Below are 18,575 nucleotides of genomic sequence, written 5' to 3'. Positions count from 1 at the left end.
TAAAAGCTACAGATAGCTATGGTAGTCTGTTCATTACTGCACAAATTGCGTTGGCAAAAAAAAGGTTCTAGAATCTGATTGTTGACGTAGCTCGGTTAGTAATGTCGGTAAGTCTTCCGCAGGGTTTTGATTATCGATCAAATCACTAAATATCTCATTCGCGACCGTGGTCATCGCGATGACACTTTGTAATAAATGCTCGATAGCATCATTACCGATGCCTACCGCTTCGACATCGATAGCGTGTTTGTAGCGTATTTCGCCATCATTGACATCCATTTCTAGATTGCCGATTAACAAGTCATAATTTATTTGAGTAATCAGTAGCATCGCCGCGCTTTGATGACTCTCTGGTATTAAAAATGGCAAAATTCCATAGACTGCTAGCAGCTTGTTGTTTTCTTGCACGCGAAACAAATAGCCGCAATCGAGACTTTTATTGCGCATTCTAAGCGATAAGTGATGCGATTGCTGACGGTCATTGTTTTTGTTGCCACTACTTTTAGGTCGATAGTGAGTATAGTGCCACTGCTTATCATTAAAGTACTGTTTCAGAAAATCGATAATGGGCGTGTCGCTAGCTTCGTGTTGACTGGCACTCGAGTTAAAGGCGTCAGTTTCTGAATATTCGCTTGTGTTTTTGACATCAGATTCAGAATCGATTTTGGTATCATCATGAGCGTCACTAGTATCCTCATCATCTTTATCACTACTATATGTATCACTACTATATATGTCATGAGGCTCTGTTTGTATCATATCAATTTCATCAGCCTGCGCTACTGAACCAGTCAGTAACTGTTTGAGTTTTTGCCACAAGCTGAGTGTATTACGTTGACTCATAAGTATGGTGCTGTCAAATAAATGAATGAGATGGGAAACTGAGACAAATACATCAAGACAGTAAACGACTAGGTATTAAATGCTAAGCCTTTTTTGATATTCGGTTGCTCATAAAACGCTTGTAACATTTCACGAGTATGTGCCGTCAACCACTCGCTTTCAATGGCATCGTGCACCACAGGTAATAGCGCTGTACTCAATTGAGTCATGGCTTGCTCATCAATATGAAGACTCGAAACTACTGTCGCAATAGTATCTGACTGATGATTACCATACCAAGTATCGATGCTCGCTGCCACAAGGCTGTGTAAGTAAGGTGACTGGCGCAGGCGGTTATAGCTTTGCTGAATGCTGGCTTCGATATGACCGATGCTGCTGTTGTCAGGTTCATCACGAAGATAAGTCTGTAGATGACTGACAGGCTGGTCTTTGATTCGCGCCCAACCAGTGATTAATAATCGCGCGACTTCGTCATTTGATAAATGCTCTTGCGCATTGGCTTCTGCGCGGCGTGCTAAGTCTTTGATATTACGATGCAAATACGCCTGCAGTTTTTCGTCAAGGTTTCTATTGGTTGCCTTTTCAAAAGAGCTGCGCCCAAATTTCATCAGTTTACCAGCCGCACCCGCTTTATCTAACGTGGTTTCCATAAAGTCATTAATGGCATGATAGAGCGTTTGGGTTAGCAAATCGGCAAAAGTCTCGTTGCCGACCAAGGTATGAATTAAGATATTGCGTTGCTGCTCATGGCTACCCACATAATTGGCAAGGGTTTCAACTTGAGTGTCATCCACCAGCTCAGACAACGGCACGTTATCATTGACTGGATGATAAATAATCGTATGCAAGATATCGCGAATATCTTTACGTATCACATCAGTCATCGGTTGATTGAGTAGCCAGTCATTAATCAGCTGTTGCAAATTATCGGCGCTGACATATTTATTCAATGGCTGTGCAGCAAACCATTGCCATGCCTGCATAGACAGCGGTTCAGCTTGCATGCGTAGCCATTGCTGCATAAACGCAACTTGTGCCTCGATTAAGCCATCTATGGTTAGCGCTGGCATATCTAAATTTTGGTTATCTTTTGAAGTCTGCATAGGTTTTGAGGTCATAATAATCGACAATTTGTTATACTGTGTGGGTGGGGTAAGCATAAAGTATTATGCCATGAACGTCATCTGTGTTTGTGATGAATATTGATTGCCGCTTAATAAATAATGAGAGGTTTTGATGACAGCTCTGAATACCGCCTTACTTGCGCTTGATGAGCTGACCGTTCAGCGCGGCGAAATCCCTCTATGCGAAGGCGTTGCGCTTGATTTACCGGCAGGCAGTATTTGTCACTTGATTGGTGCTAATGGTACGGGTAAGACGACTTTGCTAATGCAGCTGGCTGGGTTATTGCCAGTGTTGGAAGGTGAAGTTTACTATCAAGGAATAGCAAGTTTACCTATTCAGCCTTTGTATGTGTCGCACCAGTTAGGTATACATCCAAGTCTAACGGTCGCGCAAAACCTGACCTTTTTGCTGAATTTATATGGGATTAGCCCAAGCGTTACTGATATTGATGACGCCTTGGCTTGGGTTGGATTACAAGGCTTTGAGACGATTAGCTCAAGCCATTTATCTGCTGGGCAAACCCGCCGCATTACCCTTGCACGGTTATATTTATTGACCCCTGAGGTGACACCATTATGGCTACTTGATGAGCCTTTTACTGCCCTCGATGTCGATATGGTGGCGCGAATGGAAGACAGATTGCGCGATTTTGCCCATGAAGGCGGCGCTATATTAATGACCAGTCATCAGGCCGTTGGTGTTGCCAATCAAGTGCTCGATTTGTCCGATTATATGGTTTGAATACTAGTTTGCATACTCTCAGTATAAGTTTTACAAGCATCCGTAGAAGAGCAAATAAATGATAGAAACAGACGGTCCAGTACAAACAGTGAATAAAAGCTCAAATGCTGACTTAGCTGCGGTGCGCGGTATCAGCTTTATACAGTTATGGCGGCGCGAGTGGCAAGTCAAACAGCAAGGCGCCGTGCAGTGGCTGTATCCGCTAGTGCTATTTTTGGTCATTATCACTTTATTTCCGCTAGCAGTGGGTAGCGAGCCTGCGCTATTGCAACGCCTTGGCGTATCGGCAGTTTGGATTGCCGCTTTGCTGTCACTGGTCATGGGTGTTGACGGTTTGTTTAAGCCTGCCCTTGATAATGGCACACTGGCACAATTGGTCGTTGCCAAAGCGTCATTGCCCTTATGGGTGTTGATTCGTTTGGTTATCCATTGGATTTTTAGTAGTGGTATTGTGGCAGCGCTTAGTTTACTTGCCGTGCCTTTGTTTCAGCTTAGTTGGTTTGAGGCGTGGATATTGATGGCTTCTATTGTGACGGGCAGTCCGATGTTGTTGATGCTGTCAGCGGTCGCGAGTAGTTTGACGCTGTCATTAAAGAATGGTGCGGTGCTAGTGCCTTTGATTGCTTTGCCGATGCAGTTACCAGTGTTAATTTTTGCCACAGGAGCGGTTGATTTATTTGCCACTGGTCTCAATGGTTTACCGATACTGGCTTTATTACTAGCAGGCAGTATTATCTCGGTTTTGGTGATGCCATGGGTGATTGCCATGACGTTAAAAATGGCGTGGCTGAATTAGAAACGACATAAGTTATGTACAACTCTCTGTATTGAGAGTTTGTAATAAAAACCCCTATAAAAAACCTTTGTATTAACAGCATGTTGAAAACTGGCAATTTTGCTATAATAGTCAGTTAACTAAGCAAACAATCACTTGTAGATTTTATCCAGTGTTTAACGCCAGCAGGTTAGCAGGTAGTCGCGCCCATGATGCGCTATATCGGTTACAACCAATACGCTGTGCCAATAGGTTTATTCCCATGCCCAACTTGAATAACGTCTCATCTCCTAGCTTGTGGCAGCGCATCTGGCAAGGCTTTTTGACCACTGTGGGTACCAAGCAGTTTTTTCGCATTTTTTCGCCTTGGGTCAAGTGGTTAGCCATATTAGCAAGTATTTGCCTATTGGTCGGTAGTGTCTGGGGTCTCGCTTTTGCGCCGCCTGATTACCTACAAGGTAATAGCTACCGTATTATCTTTATCCACGTACCCGCTGCCAGTATCGCCATTTCCATCTATTTTGCCTTAGCAGTGCTCGGGGTCATTTTTTTAGTTTGGAAAATAAAGACTGCCAGTCTGGTGGCACAGGCGCTTGCTCCGCTAGGATTTTTGCTCTGTGTGATTAGCTTAATCACGGGCTCTATTTGGGCGAAACCCACTTGGGGTACTTACTGGGTTTGGGATGCACGTTTGACCTCTATGCTCATTTTGGCGTTTCTGTATGCGGGCGTGATGGCGTTATTTGCCGCGTTTGAGCATACTGCCAATCGTGGTAAAGCCGCCGCTATTTTGTCTATTGTTGGCGCAGTAAATCTGCCCATTATCAAGTATTCGGTACAGTGGTGGAACACCTTGCACCAAGGCTCGACCTTTACTTTGACCGCCGCGCCCAAGATGTCAGCAGATATGTGGATGCCCTTATTACTGATGATTATTGGTAGTTATTTATTAGTGGCAACATTAGCGATTTATCGTACCAATACGCTTATCTTGTATCGTGATCAAGGCAAAGCGTGGGTCAAAGAATACATTCGCGGGCAAGCTAAATGACGTTAATGACTGTCGCCAAAAAAAATCACGGCTAGGAAAATATTATGCAGCCTTACTTTTATAGCGTATCTGAGTTTCTTGCCATGGGTAAGCATGGCGTGTTCGTTTGGTCATGCTGGGCAATTACCGTTGGCATGATGCTGGCTTTTGTTATTTACAGTCGTAGACAACGACAGGCTTTAATCAAACAGTTGACCATTCAGCAAGCGCGGCAAGCACAGCGTATGGCTAAAACAACCATACCTGTCACCAAACAGCCTAATTAACTAGTAGGTTCGTCCTATCTAGCGTTAGCCGTTAATTTTTAGCCACTCAATCTGTAACTTAGCACCTGATAAAGAGGTGACTGCTACAGAGGTTATATGGCTTATTGATTTGTCCGAAAAATGCTACCATATAGCCATTAGAAGAGTACGATTAGAAAGACATTTTTAGAACGTTTTTCTAATGGTAGTTTCTTCAAATTTTTCTGTTTTATATATTTGTATGGCATTGACTATAGTTTATAAAACAGTGACTCATCAATGAGGTAGTGGTATGAACGCAGTTCGTCGCAAAAAACTGATGTGGGTTATGTTTACGCTTGCAGGGGCGGCGATAGCCGTGGTATTGGTTCTTTATGCCATTGGGCAACAGACCGATTACTACTTTGATGCTACCGCGATTGCACAAGGTGAAGCACCACAAGATAAGCGTATTCGAGCAGGCGGTATGGTCGTTGCGGGTAGTGTCCAGCGCGCAGAAGACAATCCACTAAACGTTGAGTTTGCCATTACTGACTTTCAATCGACAGTACCAGTGACTTATCAAGGTATTTTGCCAGATTTATTTGCTGAAAACTCAGGTGTCGTAGCGACAGGTAAGATGCAGGGTGATACTTTTGTCGCTGGAGAAGTCTTGGCGAAGCATGATGAAAACTACATGCCGCCAGAAGTGGCCAAATCGATGAAAGAAAACAACCGTAGCGGTGTAGTGCCTCCTTCTGAGCAATATAATCCTGCTGAAAAGGTACATGAGACGGATACTCTACAGCAGTAGTTATATAGTCCATATCATAGTAAAAGAGCCGCTAATAATATATTAGCGGCTCTTTTTTTACATGAATTTTGGTACTAATAAGTTTCGATAGTTTCTTATAAGAACTTAGTCGTCCCATTCAGGCGAGTAATCTGGATGCTTAATTTTGCGCCCATCAGCACGCGCTAAGCTGCTGATTTTCTCAATATCATCCGCACTTAACTGTACTTTTATAGCGTCTAAGTTGCCTTGCAAATGATCAGGGTTAGACGTTTTCGGAATAGCGATACGATGCTTGTCTGACAGAATCCAAGCCAATGATATCTGTGCTGGCGTGACATTATGTTTGTCAGCGATTTCTCTAATAATCTCATTATCGAATACATCACCGCGTGCAAGTGGTGAATAAGCTTCGAGTAGAATGTGGTGATTATTCAAAAAAGTCTGCAAGGTTTTTTGCTTGATGAACGGATGAAACTCAACCTGATTGACCACAATCGGTACATCAGCATATTTCTCAGCTTCAATGATATTAGCAATATTAAAGTTAGAAACCCCGATATGGCGTGTCAAACCTTGTTTCTGTAGCTCGCACAAGGCAGGAATGGTTTCGGATAAAGGAACACGGTCATCGGGCCAGTGCAATAGTAGTAAATCAACATAATCAGTATCTAAATCTGCTAAAGAGCGTTTGGCGGCGGCAATCAATTTCTCAGGCTCAAACTTCATATCATCAGGAAAAATCTTTGTGGTCAAAAAGAACTTATCACGAGATACCCCTGATTGTTTGATACCTTGACCCACTTCTTTTTCATTACCATAAGCTTGAGCGGTATCGATGTGCTCGTAACCCATTTTCAACGCTTGACTGACGACATCAACACAACCTTGACCGGTCGATTGCCATGTACCAAGCCCTAGTACAGGAATATTTGCTTGTCCCGCGGTACGAATATTATAAGTTTTAGCACGCATCTTATTATCCTTGTTATTTATGTATTTATTGATAGAGCATCGGATCATCAATATCCTGATTACCCTCTCTATTTAACCTACACACTATAGAAAAAATTAGCAGCAAGTAAAAGGGCACGTGACGCTTTCCTACAAAGGACAAACAGGCTGTAACGTCATTTTTAGTAACTGATAGACAGCAGCGCGCGGTTAAAAAATAAAAATCGTAAAATTGAGTCCATAAAAAACGCCCATCACTATCTAGCAATGGGCGTTTACAATCGGGACGAAGACGATATTTAAGTGTTTTTGGCTTAAGAGCTTATTGAGCAGCCGCTTCTACAGGTGCAGGTTTTGTTGCGGTATCCGTGTGCGCACTGTGATCAGAGCCCCAGATTTTTGGGTACTTATAACCAGGGAAAGTTTCATGAGCATACTTTTTAAAGGCTTCTGAATTATATGCATTGGTCACATCTTCGACCCATTTTTTGCCAGCATCTGCTGATTTGATGGCTGACCAGTTGACATAAGCAAAGCTAGGCTCTTGAAATAGTGCTTCAGTCAGCTTGATACCAGCATCCGTGGCATAGTTGCCATTGATGACGGCAAAGTCGACTTCATCACGAGCACGTGGCAATTGAGCGGCTTCTAACTCAATGATTTCAATGTCGTATTTGCTGTTATCAGCGATGTCAGTTTTTGATGCCGTTAGTGGGTCAATATTGTCTTTTAGCTTGATCCAGCCAAGATCATCCATCATCACCAGCGCACGAGCAAAGTTACTTGGATCATTTGGTGCAGAGACTCTCATGCCTTTATAGACATCATCAAGCGTGGTCTTTTTACCTGAGTAAATGCCAAGTGGGGCAGTAGGTACTTGGAAAACTTCTACTAGATCAAGATTGTTTTCTTTTTTGAAGGTATCAAGATAAGGCTTATGCTGGAAGATGTTGATGTCCAAATCACCTTCAGCCAAGGCAAGGTTTGGGCGTACATAGTCAGTAAAAGCAATCAGCTCAACTTCGTAACCTTGCGCTTCCAGTGAGCTTTTCACTTGGTTGCGCACCATATCGGCGAAGTCACCTTCGGTGGTACCGATGACGATTTTGGTATGCTCAGGATCGATATCGCTAGCGGCAGTTTCTGCTGTTGAGCCTTCAGTAACAGGCTCTTTAGTCGCTTCTGGTGCTGATGAGTTGTTGCAACCAACCAAGACTAGGCTTGATACGCCAACGGCCGCAAATGCAGTCGCTAACTGACGGCTGATATCTGTTAATTTCATGGAACTTCCTTAATAAGAGGGATGGGATGGAGGGCAAACGCTGGCCATTAAAAAAGCAACATTAGGGATAGTAATGCTGCTAAGTTAACGACTGTTAAGTTAGTATCAAAATTAAAGGGTCTCAGTAACAAAGTCAAGCATTTTGCTTAGGATGAATCGGCATTAAACCTTGAGTATTATTCATATTAGCGTTAACTGGCTTTGTCTAAGTCTTTTTTTCTATCGTTTATCCAAACGGTTAGCCAACCAATTACCTGATGCTTGAATGGAGACAACCATGACTGATAGGACAATAACGATAAAAATCATGACCTCAGTTTGATAACGATAATAGCCATAACGAATCGCCAAGTCACCTAGACCACCGCCACCAATCATACCGGCGGCTGCCGAGTAAGAAAGCAGGCTGATACACAGAATGGTCACAGACAGCACTAGCCCTGAGCGAGCTTCGTTCAGTAAGACTTTTATAATAGTCAGAGGCCGAGCACCCATAGACTCTGTCGCTTCTATGATACCGCGTGGTACTTCACGTAAGTTCTGCTCAACCAAACGGGCAAAATAGAACGAACCTGCAATGGCGAGTACCAATGAGGCCGCAATCGGTCCAATACCCGTGCCAACGATAGCCTTCGTAAATGGGCTCATGGCAATCATCAAAATGACAAATGGGAAAGCGCGCATAAAGTTGGTGATACCACCAAGCAGACCATACAATGTTTTGTTTTGCAAAAACTGTCGATCACTGGATAAAAACAAAAATACGCCAAACAACCCACCGATGACAATCGCCACCGTCGTTGAGATGCCAAGCATAATAAATGTATCAATAAACGCGTTTACAATCTCTTTGCGCAGGGCAAACAGCTTGTCTATCGAGGCGGATAATTCACTACCAGTTAACATATTTATTTCTCCTGCCTCATTAGTCTTCGTGCACTAAGCCTTTGCCAATCGGGGTGGTCGCTTGAATCAGACCGTCTCTCACATCTGCAACTTCCAAGAGTTGACCTTGATGCAGTAATGCGGCGCGATCACACAGCCTACGGATGACACTCATCTCATGAGTCACAATCACAATGGTGACGCCAAGTTGTTCGTTGATATCGCGTAGACAAGTCAACAAGCTGCGGGTCGTCGCAGGATCAAGCGCACTGGTTGGCTCATCAGCCAATAATACTTTAGGACTGGGGGCAATCGCTCGGGCAATACCGACACGCTGTTTTTGTCCGCCTGACAGCTGCGCAGGGTAGTGACCAGCGCGGTCTGTTAGATCAACAATCTCTAGGCAATCCATGACTCGTTTATGAATGTCGCGGCTCGGATATCCTGAAACAGTTAAATTAAAGGCCACGTTGTCAAAAACAGTACGATTGGACATCAGATTAAACTGCTGAAAAATCATACCAATATTATGCCGAGCGATACGCAATTCACTGGCAGACAAAGTGGTCAAGTCAGTGCCATCAACGATGACTTGACCAGCATCTGGACGCTCAAGCATATTGATTAGGCGTAGCAAAGTAGACTTACCGGCACCCGAGTATCCCATTAGGCCGAAGATTTCGCCTTGCTGGACAGATAACGAGGTCGGTTCAACGGCAGTAAACCAATGTGGTTTGCCATCTTTGTCTTTGATTGATCGGTCGCTTAAAAAACTCTTGGTCACATTGTTTAAGACAATCATGTCATTCATGGAGGGCTCAAAATTCAATAATTTTTTTAATAGTCACAAACGCGCTGTCGGGCCTCTTTAACAATGTAAGAAGCCAATTAAGAAACAACCGTTAATAACCCTATAATAAGGGGCGCTAATATAGCATATTATCGAGCACTTTGGATATGAACATCCGTGACAGGCTTATGATTAATAGCTATTAGTAAGAGGGGGTTTGTAGAATGTGAGTCGCGACGATCGAGTAGAATGAAGTGTCTGTTCATAGCACCTTATATAGTCATTTCACCATAAAAATATTACTGCGTTAACCTCGCTTGAGGTATTAAATATACATATATACTCGGTTGCCTTGTACTACTTTTAAATTGAATCGACTATAGCATCGCTGACTAGGTCGTGTCCTTATTTTAAAAATGGTGATAAAAATGGTGATAAAAATGGTGATAAAAATGAGATAAATTGCCGTCAAACAAGGAAAGTAGCGCAAATAATATCGAGATATTGATAAGCTATTTGACGATGTTTGGCAAAAATTAGCCATTTTTAGCCCATTTAAAGGTTAATAGATTGGACTGAAGGCACTTCCTAGTCATGCTGGTGATAATGTGGGTCGTGCTTGACTGGTATGACAACTAAAAACCTGGTATGTCCATTCAACGTATCAGTAATGATGCGCCCTTGATGTGCGGTAACGATTTGTGATACTAGCGATAAGCCTAGTCCAGAACCTTTATTTTTTTGTTGCAACCGCACAAATGGGCTAAATACTTCTTCACGTTTGTCTTCTGGAATACCCGTGCCTTCATCAATCACTGCCAATACTGCATATTTCGGTAATGGGCGTACAGGATCGGTCTTGGCTTTTTTTAGATGCTTAGCAAACAAGCCTTCTTTGCGTGGTGTACTGAGTACTTCTGTAGGATTTTGAGTGTTGTTTTGAGCATCACCCTTGTCGCGTGTATTGCCACTTTTATTTATTATGGCACCTTTGGATTTAGGAATTGCATCATTCAAGGCAGTACTCTTAGCGTCATTGATAACTGCAGACGGCTCTTCAGTGTCAGGAACTGCTTTCCAAACCATCTTTTTAATTTTGTCAGTCAAATCATTGGTAAAGTTATGATAATTAGCAATCAATGAGGATGCACTGGTGCTTCCAACGGTATCGTTACTGTTGACTGCGTTTGTCAAAGTGCTTGAGTCAGTTTGAACACTATTCGCATCAGTAGATTCTGTTAAGGTCGCGTGGGCTTCAATAGAATCAGTGTCGCTGTTGGTATTAATATCAGCCGTATCGATTTTAGTCTCTATATTCACATCGGTATCGGTATCGGTATCGGTATCGGTATCGGTATCGGAATTGAGATCATGCTCAACCGCAATATTTTCTCCGTTTCTATATATCGGTGGTGCTGGCAACAGGATAATAGCATCCGTTGCTTCAGATTTAACTTTACCAGTAATATGAGAAGAATCGTTTGACTGCGTATGACTATGCGCAATATGATTATGCGTATCGTCTTCATTAACCTCGATTGGTTGGTGATAGGAGTCAAAATCAGAGCTATTATAATCGGCAAAGCTACTGCAGAGTATCGTTTGTAGCAGGTAATCAGGTATGGTATCTGCTTCATCAATAGTTTGCACACCATACAATAGTACCGTCACGGGTGGCTTGCCGTGTAGCATGGCATTGGTTAATAAGTTGCGAATCAAGTGGGTCAACATCGATGATTGACCATCGATCACAATATGTTCACCAATGAGCGTCGCTTCAGGATAATGTTGCCGTTCTTGATTCACCAGATCGTATAAATCTAAACTTTCAACTTGCTGCAAGGCATGACCGGCGTCTAAACGACTCACCAATAAGATACTCTCTACCAAATCATTGAGCCCTGACAAATCGCGGTTAATCGCTTGCGCACGTTTATCAAACTTTGCTTTGGTATCAGATGGTAGCGCCCCTGCGAGCATATCCATCATCTCAATCTGTAAGCGAATACGAGTAATGGGGGTACGTAGCTCATGAGAAGCATGTGCTAAGAGCAGGTTATTGGCATCGATAAGGTGTTCGATTTTTTGTGCTGCTTGGTTAAATCCACGCGCTAGTGAGGCGATCTCATCGTTACCACGAGCATTCACCCGTACGGTAAAATCACCATCACCCAGTTGCGCCATCTGCTGGCTCATCTGATTGATGCGCCAAGTGATGGTACGAGCAATCCACCATAGGACACCTGCCATAATAAGTAACAGTAGTAGTGTGCCAGTAAATAAATTCAGCGCAGAGGAGAGTACTGGTTTTTTAGGCGGTAAGCGTGATTCATACAAAAGCGTATAGCCGGTGCTGCTATAAACCTGAGCTTGCTTGGTAGGGGAGGTGTCTGCGAGAGAGGGGAAAACGCGTGAAAATAAAGAGGGCGGTGCGGGCAACTCCAATGGCAAATCGCTGTTATCCGTTTGCATTAGCAATCGACCTTCGCTGTCATATAAGCCCATCTTTGCCTGTAATGACTCATCAAAGATATCAAAGCTCTTTTTGACCACTGCTAGCATAAAGCGCGCTTGCAAGCGATTGTCCTCGCTAACAGAGATATTCAACTCATGCAAGAAGGGGTCTATTTGTCCTAAAATCTGGGTGGCCAATACTTCTGATCGAATACTTGCATCTTTATCATGCACAAGTTGCGTCAACAGCACCATCGCCACTGCAAATAAAATAAGTGCCAGCATGACACTGGCAAATAACTTGGCAAATACCGAACGAAATCCCAACTGCTGCATTAAACCATCTCTACTATCAGCCGTTTATATCGACTCATACTTCTAATTTGCATAAACAAATCAAAAGTATGGTTTTTATCGATTAATTTGCCGCTTTTGTGATTAAACCTGATCAGTGGCAAATTGATAACCAACACCGCGTACCGTAATAATACGTTTTGGCTGGCGTGGGTTGTCTTCAATTAAAGCACGCAGACGCGAGATATGAACATCAATGGCGCGATCGATATTATCTGAGCTGTCATCATTGGGCATGGCTTGCCACAGTTGCTCGCGATTCAATACTTTACCAGAATGGGTGGCAAAGTAATGCAATAATTGAAACTGATGCGTCGTTAAACGGACAGGCTCATCATCGATGGTCACTTCATGGCTGTCAGGGAACACGCTCAAACGACCAAAGGTCAAGCTATCAGACTGGCTATCTGCTTGATTGGGCTGCTCATGACGGCGAATAACAGCACGGATTCGAGCGAGAAGCTCACGTGGCTCAAAAGGCTTAGATATATAATCGTCAGCACCCATCTCAAGACCTAGCACGCGATCGGTGGTATCGCCTTTCGCGGTCAACATGATAATTGGTACTTTATTGGTCATGTTGTTTTTATTGCCGCGAATTTTTTGACACACTTGCATACCGTCCATGTCAGGCAGCATTAAGTCAAGCACGACCAAATCAATGTCACGCTCTTTGGCATCCAATAAATCAAGCCCTTCTTGACCAAGCCCTGCATGATGGACATCATAATAATTCATGGTCAGGTAATCGCTGATTAACTCAGCTAGATCAGGATCATCTTCGATTAATAAAATCTGCTTGCTCATGGGTTATCCTCTAGTTGTTGTTATGGTTGGCCAAACGTTTCATCTGTTTTGATATTTTGTATCACGATAAATACATCGCCGATTTTAGGATCTCAAACAGTTAAACGATTAAGCCTCTAGGTTCTCAAACTTTCTAAGATTTCTCAAACTTTCAAGATATTGAGTCATTTAATACCAATGATTCAGAATACTCGGTTAATGCTATATATCGTACGGCCATATTGCCTAATTACGCAGTTACAAAACAAGAGAGGCTTTGTTAATGTTTCTACACAATGTAACTGTCGGCATGCATAGCTACGAGACATTGACTTTTTTACCTTTAGCATCAGCCGGTAAATCAGCCAAACAAATCAAACTGTCGTTGCTAATACCTGCAATTAAATACTGCTTTGTGATAGGGTCATATTCGACTACTTCAATAGGCTGGCGTGTCAGGCGCTGATCCTGTCCAATAATCCACACGTTAGCAGTTAACGGTGACAGAGGCTTATATGGTGACGTTTGCAATTCTGTCAAGTCAACATCGTGCAACGCGCGCTTAGGTACGATGGTGCCCACATCTATTTGACCATAATTAACCCGCCCCGTGACTTTCATATCTGGCAATAACTTGTCTCGACTTGCTTCATTGTCAATGACGTTAACATAGACCAACAGCTTTTTCGGCTGGCTGGTCGCGGTCAGTTTACTGACTTGTCCTGTGAACTGTTCCGACATACCTTCAGCTGTAAAATTGACAGTCTGACCAACCGAAAGTTGCGGTTCTGCTTGAATAGGCAGGGTCGCGATAAAGTGTAATTTAGTTTCATCGCTAAGCTGTAATAAAGGCGTGCGCGCCTCTAGTCTTTGACCTGCTTTGGCATATAAGTTTTTTACACGGCCAGAAAAACTGGCACGCACAGTGACCAAATTATACTGATTCTGCTGCGGTTTTGAGCTCGCCGTGCTATTAGCGCTGGTTTGGTCATTGTTTTTAAGGTTGCCGACTGCGTTTTTAGGAGTGCCCACTGTGGCGTTTGCTGCTGCCTCTTCCTTGTTAGCAATTGGGTCGTTTTTAGTGGTTGTTGCGCTATTTTCTGCTGTAGGCTGATTGGGTTTTGAGCTAGCGTCTGTTTTTTGTGAGTGTGTTTGCTTTACATCAACCGCATTGTTTGTCATCTCAGAATCTGGGGCAACGCTGTTCGATGCCGAAGATTGTTCCTTGACCGGGTTAGATGCATCTGCTGTTTTGCTTTCTGATTGCACGCGTCGAACAATAAGCAGCGGCATATCTTTTTCTACCCATTGATCCTCAGTAACCAGTATTTCTTCGACGTTAATGGGGTATGCAGCGATAAGCTTAGTCTGTTTGATAGGTTCGATCTTACCTTGTAAACCAAGACTGGGCTGATAACGTGAAGGTTTTATGCTCAATATATGATCTGGCGTCATGGTCACACTATCGTCGGTAATGACAATAGGGGTATCTACAGTCTCACTGTTTTCTGCAGTCACAGGCTCATTGGTAGGCGGTGAAGGCTGACAGGCAGCAAGAAGAAAAGCACTCAGTAGATAGGTGCTATTTTTTAAAAATTTAGAAGCCGTCATAGCAGTCACCATAGTAGTCATCGTTTTATTATATAGTGAATTGCAACTGGGTGAAATAAGTGCAGAAAACTTAATAAACCGCTGACATTAAGGCTACTAAATCCAGTCATTAGCTAAGGTAGGAGGGACAGCTAGTCTGAACAAATTTTTATATTACTGACCAGTTCGAATATTGGCTCATTCATAACTGGAAATTAGTCGATAACTGTGCTAAAACAAACATAACAAAATACAATGATACATTTTTATCACAAAAGAAAATTATTCAGCAATGTGCCAAGCGTTTCTATATAATGCAGAAATATCATAAGGTTGATGGTTCTTCTACTTCGGGCTTACCTCTTTTATCGTCAAGGTCATCAGTAATAAAAGGTACTTTACCTTGTTTTAGACCAAATACGGCTACAGTGGACGATAATAAAAGCAAAATAAGTCGTCTAAAAAGCCATAGATTTGGCGCAATTTAGTAAGCTTATTAATTAGAAAGTGCGTATAGTAGCCCATGTTGACGCTCTGTTTGACAGGCGGATACTGGCAGCTGATATGTTGACTGTCATAACATATGGTAATGCAAATTTAGCGTCTCATATCAGTCCAATAATGGATGATATGACAGGTTGAAATAATCGTTAAATTTTTGCATTGATGGATGGTATTAAGAATAAATAGTCGTTTATAGGACACTGATAATGGAAAATAATTTTGATGGTTTAAAAGTAATGGTGATTGATGATTCAAAAACCATTCGCCGTACCGCAGAGACTTTATTACAAAAAGCGGGTTGCGAAGTTGTGACCGCCATTGATGGTTTTGATGCTTTAGCAAAAATTGTCGATAACAATCCAGATATTATTTTTGTCGACATCATGATGCCGCGTTTGGATGGCTATCAGACTTGTGCGCTAATAAAAAACAACCCTGATTATGCCAGCAAACCTGTGATTATGTTGTCGTCTAAAGATGGCTTATTTGACAAAGCGCGTGGTCGTATTGTGGGTTCAGATGAGTATCTGACCAAGCCATTTAGTAAAGATGAGCTGTTCGAGGCAATTAATCAGTACCGCTAATATATATAAGTCCGCTTGTAGATATATCGTTAAATATCTTCTTACAAGTTGGTATGATTTATGCATTGCTATGCTTTATATAGAATCAGATAAATTAGGCTAGGCATTACGGTTAAGAGATTTAGTATTGATAAAATATTACTGATAACTGCTCAATATTTAATCGAAACTGTTAAGAGAATTGCCCTGCCATTCATGGTTGGCGTGCTACTTTCAGTCGGATTGTCTCAATAATATAACAACATATCCTTATGGATACTTTCGAAAATAAAGGAAATTCCTATGACTACAGTTTTAGTCATTGACGACTCACCATCTGAGATGGCGAAATTTCGCGACATGCTTGCCAGACATAATTTTAAAGTATTAGAGGCGATAAATGGTGAGCAAGGTTGCCAGATGGCCATTGATCACTTACCAGATGTCATTTTAATGGACGTGGTTATGCCTGAGATGAACGGTTTTCAGGCCACTCGCAAAATTACTCGAGGTAAGACCACCGCGCATATTCCAGTGATTATGATCAGTACCAAAAATCAGGAAACCGATCGAGTTTGGGGAAAACGCCAAGGCGCTAAAGAGTATATGGCAAAGCCCGTTGACGAAAATGGATTGGTTAATATCATTCGTAAAGTAATGGAGTAGATTGTGGCTTCCAGAGGGTTTATTGAGCTTCTGCGCTTAGCAGACTTGGCACGCGCGCGCAAAAGTGGTCGCCGCGGTGGACAAGAGTATGACTGGCAAGGTGTGGTATTCGAGATTGGCGGACAGCGGTTGGTTGCACCGATGGGTCAAGTATCAGAAGTATTGGCCATGCCAGAGTATACCAGCTTGCCTCTAGTGAAGCCTTGGATGCTAGGCATCGCCAATATCCGCGGACGCCTATTGCCAATCACCGATTTGTCTCAGTTTCTACAGGTTCCTAGTCGTTTAACGCAAATGAGCCAACGAAAAGTCATTGTCATTGAACATGACAATCTCTTTTCAGGACTGTTAGTAGATCAAGTTATTGGGATTGAACAATTTACGCATGATCAATACCGTGCCGAAGCTATAGAGCCTAATTCGCCCTTTGCTCCTTATAATCACGGTAAGTTCTTTAAAAATGAGCAAGATTGGTATGTTTTTATGCCAAGCCTGCTCGCACAAGACTTGCAGTATACCGATGCTGCAATATAGCAGTCGATAACAGCTATCTGGCTGCTATAACGATGACGAAATAATAGCGAATGACATGATACGGTTGGGTGTCAGTATTCATACAGGCTTTGCTAATCACTGTTGTTTTTATAACAATAAGATTGTCAAAGTCAGTCACGATGAGACTTTGATGATTGTTTGAAAGGAATACGTACGATGAGTGATGTTATAAAGAAACCTGTAGCTGGTACGACCAATACAACAGATGGCAAGGACGCTAATAGCAAGTGGAAGTTATTGTTAGGGTTTTTTGTGCTAATAAGTGTGGCCTGCCTGATTTGGCTGGTCAATTCGTTATCGTCAGTAAGTCAGTACTTGGCTGATTTTAATCAATCCGTTACTTTACCAGCGATTATATTTGTCGTAGGGGTATTAGGCATCCTCTTTGCTCTGTATCAGTTACTGAAGCAGCGTGGGGGATCAGAGCGTCTACTCATTGAAAAAGAAACCTTGCGTCGTCGTCAGGAAGCAGAAGCGGAATCTGAGCGAGCGCGTCAAATTCAAGAAGAAAACGAACGTAACCAGATTGCTATTCTACGTCTACTTGATGAATTGGGTGATTTAGCAGAAGGTGATTTGACGGTTAATGCCACCGTATCAGAAGATTTTACTGGGGCAATTGCTGGCTCAGTGAACTTTGCGATTGACCAATTACGTCAATTGGTTTTGGTTATTAACAACACGGCTGACCGCGTTTCGCAGTCTTCAGACCAAACACAGATGAATGCAGTCGAACTTGCTGAAGCATCTGAGCACCAAGCACAAGAAATTGCTGGTGTATCAGCGGCTATTAATGAGATGACAGTATCGATTGACCAAGTTTCGAACAACGCTTCAGAATCGGCGACTGTTGCTCAGCGCTCAGTAGCCATCTCTCATAATGGAGCGGAAGTTGTACAGCGCTCTATTGAAGGTATGAACGTGATTCGTGATCAGATTCAAGAGACCTCAAAACGTATTAAGCGTCTGGGTGAGTCTTCGCAAGAAATTGGTGATATCGTTGGTTTAATTAATGATATTGCTGACCAGACCAACGTTTTGGCATTGAATGCTGCTATTCAGGCATCGATGGCAGGTGAGGCCGGTCGAGGCTTTGCGGTCGTTGCTGATGAAGTCCAACGTCTTGCTGAGCGTTCAGCTAACGCTACCAAACAGATTGAAACCTTGGTGAAAACCATTCAGGCAGATACCAACGAAGCAGTTATGTCAATGGAATCGACGACCTCTGAAGTTGTGCGCGGTGCACGCTTGGCAAAAGATGCTGGTGAAGCCCTAGAAGAAGTGCAGAGCGTTTCTAATACCTTGGCTGACTTGATTCAAAACATCTCAAACGCCGCTTTGCAGCAGGCCGAGTCAGCTGGTCACATCTCTCATACGATGAATATTATTCAAGATATTACCTCACAGACCTCTTCTGGCACAATGGCAACCGCGCGCTCTATTGGTGAGCTGAGCGAAATGGCTGCAGCATTGCAAGAGTCAGTCACTGGTTTTAAAGTATCGAACGATGATGAGCTACTAGAAAACGAGATGTTGGATAGCGAAGAAGCGTTATCAGCAAGTGTGTAATGACAAGTGTTAACGTCAAGTAGGTGTGAGACCACTGACCGTTTTTAAATTAATGTGTTAATAATATACTG

Annotated in this window: 17 protein-coding genes and 1 pseudogene; 9 read left to right on the top strand and 9 right to left on the bottom strand. The window is 42.8% G+C overall.

The window, feature by feature from the left end:
• Window positions 1-33: 33 nt before the first annotated feature.
• Entirely contained in the window at window positions 34-843 is an 810-nt protein-coding gene (locus tag JMX82_RS07920) for a YbjN domain-containing protein (RefSeq protein WP_201540124.1), read from the bottom strand.
• 68 nt (window positions 844-911) lie between these two features.
• Window positions 912-1,946 (bottom strand): hypothetical protein, encoded by a 1,035-nt coding sequence (locus JMX82_RS07915; protein ID WP_227676483.1) that lies wholly within the window; start codon window positions 1,944-1,946, stop codon window positions 912-914.
• 133 nt (window positions 1,947-2,079) lie between these two features.
• On the opposite strand from JMX82_RS07915, the gene ccmA reads away from it, so the two are divergent.
• From ccmA to ccmE, 5 genes are all read left to right on the top strand, one after another.
• On the top strand, window positions 2,080-2,709 hold the full coding sequence (gene ccmA, locus JMX82_RS07910) for a heme ABC exporter ATP-binding protein CcmA (protein WP_201540122.1): 630 nt from the start codon (window positions 2,080-2,082) through the stop codon (window positions 2,707-2,709).
• A 58-nt stretch (window positions 2,710-2,767) separates the two neighbouring features.
• Window positions 2,768-3,505: a heme exporter protein CcmB gene (locus JMX82_RS07905; RefSeq protein WP_227676482.1), complete on the top strand. Its 738-nt coding sequence runs from the start codon at window positions 2,768-2,770 to the stop codon at window positions 3,503-3,505.
• Between the two features lie 241 nt (window positions 3,506-3,746).
• Window positions 3,747-4,535, top strand: a complete 789-nt coding sequence (gene ccmC, locus JMX82_RS07900) for a heme ABC transporter permease CcmC (RefSeq protein WP_201540121.1) — start codon at window positions 3,747-3,749, stop codon at window positions 4,533-4,535.
• 44 nt (window positions 4,536-4,579) lie between these two features.
• Window positions 4,580-4,801, top strand: coding sequence for a heme exporter protein CcmD (gene ccmD, locus JMX82_RS07895; protein ID WP_201540120.1), 222 nt, complete (start codon window positions 4,580-4,582; stop codon window positions 4,799-4,801).
• A 271-nt stretch (window positions 4,802-5,072) separates the two neighbouring features.
• Window positions 5,073-5,573 (top strand): cytochrome c maturation protein CcmE, encoded by a 501-nt coding sequence (ccmE, locus tag JMX82_RS07890; RefSeq protein WP_045453493.1) that lies wholly within the window; start codon window positions 5,073-5,075, stop codon window positions 5,571-5,573.
• 105 nt (window positions 5,574-5,678) lie between these two features.
• Here the strand turns inward: ccmE and JMX82_RS07885 are convergent, their stop codons facing one another.
• The 7 genes from JMX82_RS07885 to JMX82_RS07855 all read right to left on the bottom strand — a co-directional run bounded on the left by JMX82_RS07885 (window position 5,679) and on the right by JMX82_RS07855 (window position 14,668).
• Entirely contained in the window at window positions 5,679-6,527 is an 849-nt protein-coding gene (locus JMX82_RS07885) for an aldo/keto reductase (RefSeq protein ID WP_201540119.1), read from the bottom strand.
• Window positions 6,528-6,828: 301 nt separating this feature from the next.
• Window positions 6,829-7,788, bottom strand: coding sequence for a MetQ/NlpA family ABC transporter substrate-binding protein (locus JMX82_RS07880; RefSeq protein WP_201540118.1), 960 nt, complete (start codon window positions 7,786-7,788; stop codon window positions 6,829-6,831).
• Between the two features lie 219 nt (window positions 7,789-8,007).
• The gene (locus tag JMX82_RS07875) at window positions 8,008-8,694 is read right to left on the bottom strand and encodes a methionine ABC transporter permease (protein WP_055124776.1); all 687 of its coding nucleotides are present in this window, start codon (window positions 8,692-8,694) and stop codon (window positions 8,008-8,010) included.
• 19 nt (window positions 8,695-8,713) lie between these two features.
• Window positions 8,714-9,484 carry a methionine ABC transporter ATP-binding protein gene (locus tag JMX82_RS07870; RefSeq protein WP_055124775.1) on the bottom strand — a complete coding sequence of 257 codons (771 nt, stop codon included), beginning with the start codon at window positions 9,482-9,484 and terminating at the stop codon, window positions 8,714-8,716.
• A 567-nt stretch (window positions 9,485-10,051) separates the two neighbouring features.
• Window positions 10,052-12,253 (bottom strand): sensor histidine kinase, encoded by a 2,202-nt coding sequence (locus tag JMX82_RS07865; RefSeq protein ID WP_201540117.1) that lies wholly within the window; start codon window positions 12,251-12,253, stop codon window positions 10,052-10,054.
• 102 nt (window positions 12,254-12,355) lie between these two features.
• A complete protein-coding gene (locus JMX82_RS07860) occupies window positions 12,356-13,078 on the bottom strand; it encodes a response regulator transcription factor (RefSeq protein ID WP_045444030.1) in 723 nt (240 codons plus the stop codon).
• A gap of 297 nt (window positions 13,079-13,375) precedes the next feature.
• The gene (locus JMX82_RS07855) at window positions 13,376-14,668 is read right to left on the bottom strand and encodes an HlyD family efflux transporter periplasmic adaptor subunit (RefSeq protein WP_227676481.1); all 1,293 of its coding nucleotides are present in this window, start codon (window positions 14,666-14,668) and stop codon (window positions 13,376-13,378) included.
• A gap of 689 nt (window positions 14,669-15,357) precedes the next feature.
• Between JMX82_RS07855 and pilG the strand changes: the two genes are divergently transcribed.
• The 4 genes and pseudogenes from pilG to JMX82_RS07835 all read left to right on the top strand — a co-directional run.
• A complete protein-coding gene (pilG, locus tag JMX82_RS07850) occupies window positions 15,358-15,735 on the top strand; it encodes a twitching motility response regulator PilG (protein ID WP_045453505.1) in 378 nt (125 codons plus the stop codon).
• A gap of 282 nt (window positions 15,736-16,017) precedes the next feature.
• Window positions 16,018-16,380: a response regulator gene (locus JMX82_RS07845; protein WP_045444033.1), complete on the top strand. Its 363-nt coding sequence runs from the start codon at window positions 16,018-16,020 to the stop codon at window positions 16,378-16,380.
• 3 nt (window positions 16,381-16,383) lie between these two features.
• On the top strand, window positions 16,384-16,914 hold the full coding sequence (locus JMX82_RS07840) for a chemotaxis protein CheW (protein ID WP_055124771.1): 531 nt from the start codon (window positions 16,384-16,386) through the stop codon (window positions 16,912-16,914).
• A 516-nt stretch (window positions 16,915-17,430) separates the two neighbouring features.
• A pseudogene (locus JMX82_RS07835) lies at window positions 17,431-18,504 on the top strand (methyl-accepting chemotaxis protein); the annotation flags it as partial.
• Window positions 18,505-18,575: the final 71 nt, after the last annotated feature.

The organism is Psychrobacter sp. 1044, from assembly GCF_904846525.1.
Classification (GTDB): domain Bacteria; phylum Pseudomonadota; class Gammaproteobacteria; order Pseudomonadales; family Moraxellaceae; genus Psychrobacter.
This window is presented reverse-complemented; position numbering and strand designations above follow the sequence as displayed.

Excerpts from the sequence above, each read along its gene's own strand:
- JMX82_RS07920 (WP_201540124.1), bottom strand. The coding sequence starts at position 843 with ATGAGTCAACGTAATACACTCAGCTTGTGGCAAAAACTCAAACAGTTA.
- JMX82_RS07915 (WP_227676483.1), bottom strand. The coding sequence starts at position 1,946 with ATGCAGACTTCAAAAGATAACCAAAATTTAGATATGCCAGCGCTAACC.
- ccmA (WP_201540122.1), top strand. The coding sequence starts at position 2,080 with ATGACAGCTCTGAATACCGCCTTACTTGCGCTTGATGAGCTGACCGTT.
- JMX82_RS07905 (WP_227676482.1), top strand. The coding sequence starts at position 2,768 with ATGATAGAAACAGACGGTCCAGTACAAACAGTGAATAAAAGCTCAAAT.
- ccmC (WP_201540121.1), top strand. The coding sequence starts at position 3,747 with ATGCCCAACTTGAATAACGTCTCATCTCCTAGCTTGTGGCAGCGCATC.
- ccmD (WP_201540120.1), top strand. The coding sequence starts at position 4,580 with ATGCAGCCTTACTTTTATAGCGTATCTGAGTTTCTTGCCATGGGTAAG.
- ccmE (WP_045453493.1), top strand. The coding sequence starts at position 5,073 with ATGAACGCAGTTCGTCGCAAAAAACTGATGTGGGTTATGTTTACGCTT.
- JMX82_RS07885 (WP_201540119.1), bottom strand. The coding sequence starts at position 6,527 with ATGCGTGCTAAAACTTATAATATTCGTACCGCGGGACAAGCAAATATT.
- JMX82_RS07880 (WP_201540118.1), bottom strand. The coding sequence starts at position 7,788 with ATGAAATTAACAGATATCAGCCGTCAGTTAGCGACTGCATTTGCGGCC.
- JMX82_RS07875 (WP_055124776.1), bottom strand. The coding sequence starts at position 8,694 with ATGTTAACTGGTAGTGAATTATCCGCCTCGATAGACAAGCTGTTTGCC.
- JMX82_RS07870 (WP_055124775.1), bottom strand. The coding sequence starts at position 9,484 with ATGAATGACATGATTGTCTTAAACAATGTGACCAAGAGTTTTTTAAGC.
- JMX82_RS07865 (WP_201540117.1), bottom strand. The coding sequence starts at position 12,253 with ATGCAGCAGTTGGGATTTCGTTCGGTATTTGCCAAGTTATTTGCCAGT.
- JMX82_RS07860 (WP_045444030.1), bottom strand. The coding sequence starts at position 13,078 with ATGAGCAAGCAGATTTTATTAATCGAAGATGATCCTGATCTAGCTGAG.
- JMX82_RS07855 (WP_227676481.1), bottom strand. The coding sequence starts at position 14,668 with ATGACGGCTTCTAAATTTTTAAAAAATAGCACCTATCTACTGAGTGCT.
- pilG (WP_045453505.1), top strand. The coding sequence starts at position 15,358 with ATGGAAAATAATTTTGATGGTTTAAAAGTAATGGTGATTGATGATTCA.
- JMX82_RS07845 (WP_045444033.1), top strand. The coding sequence starts at position 16,018 with ATGACTACAGTTTTAGTCATTGACGACTCACCATCTGAGATGGCGAAA.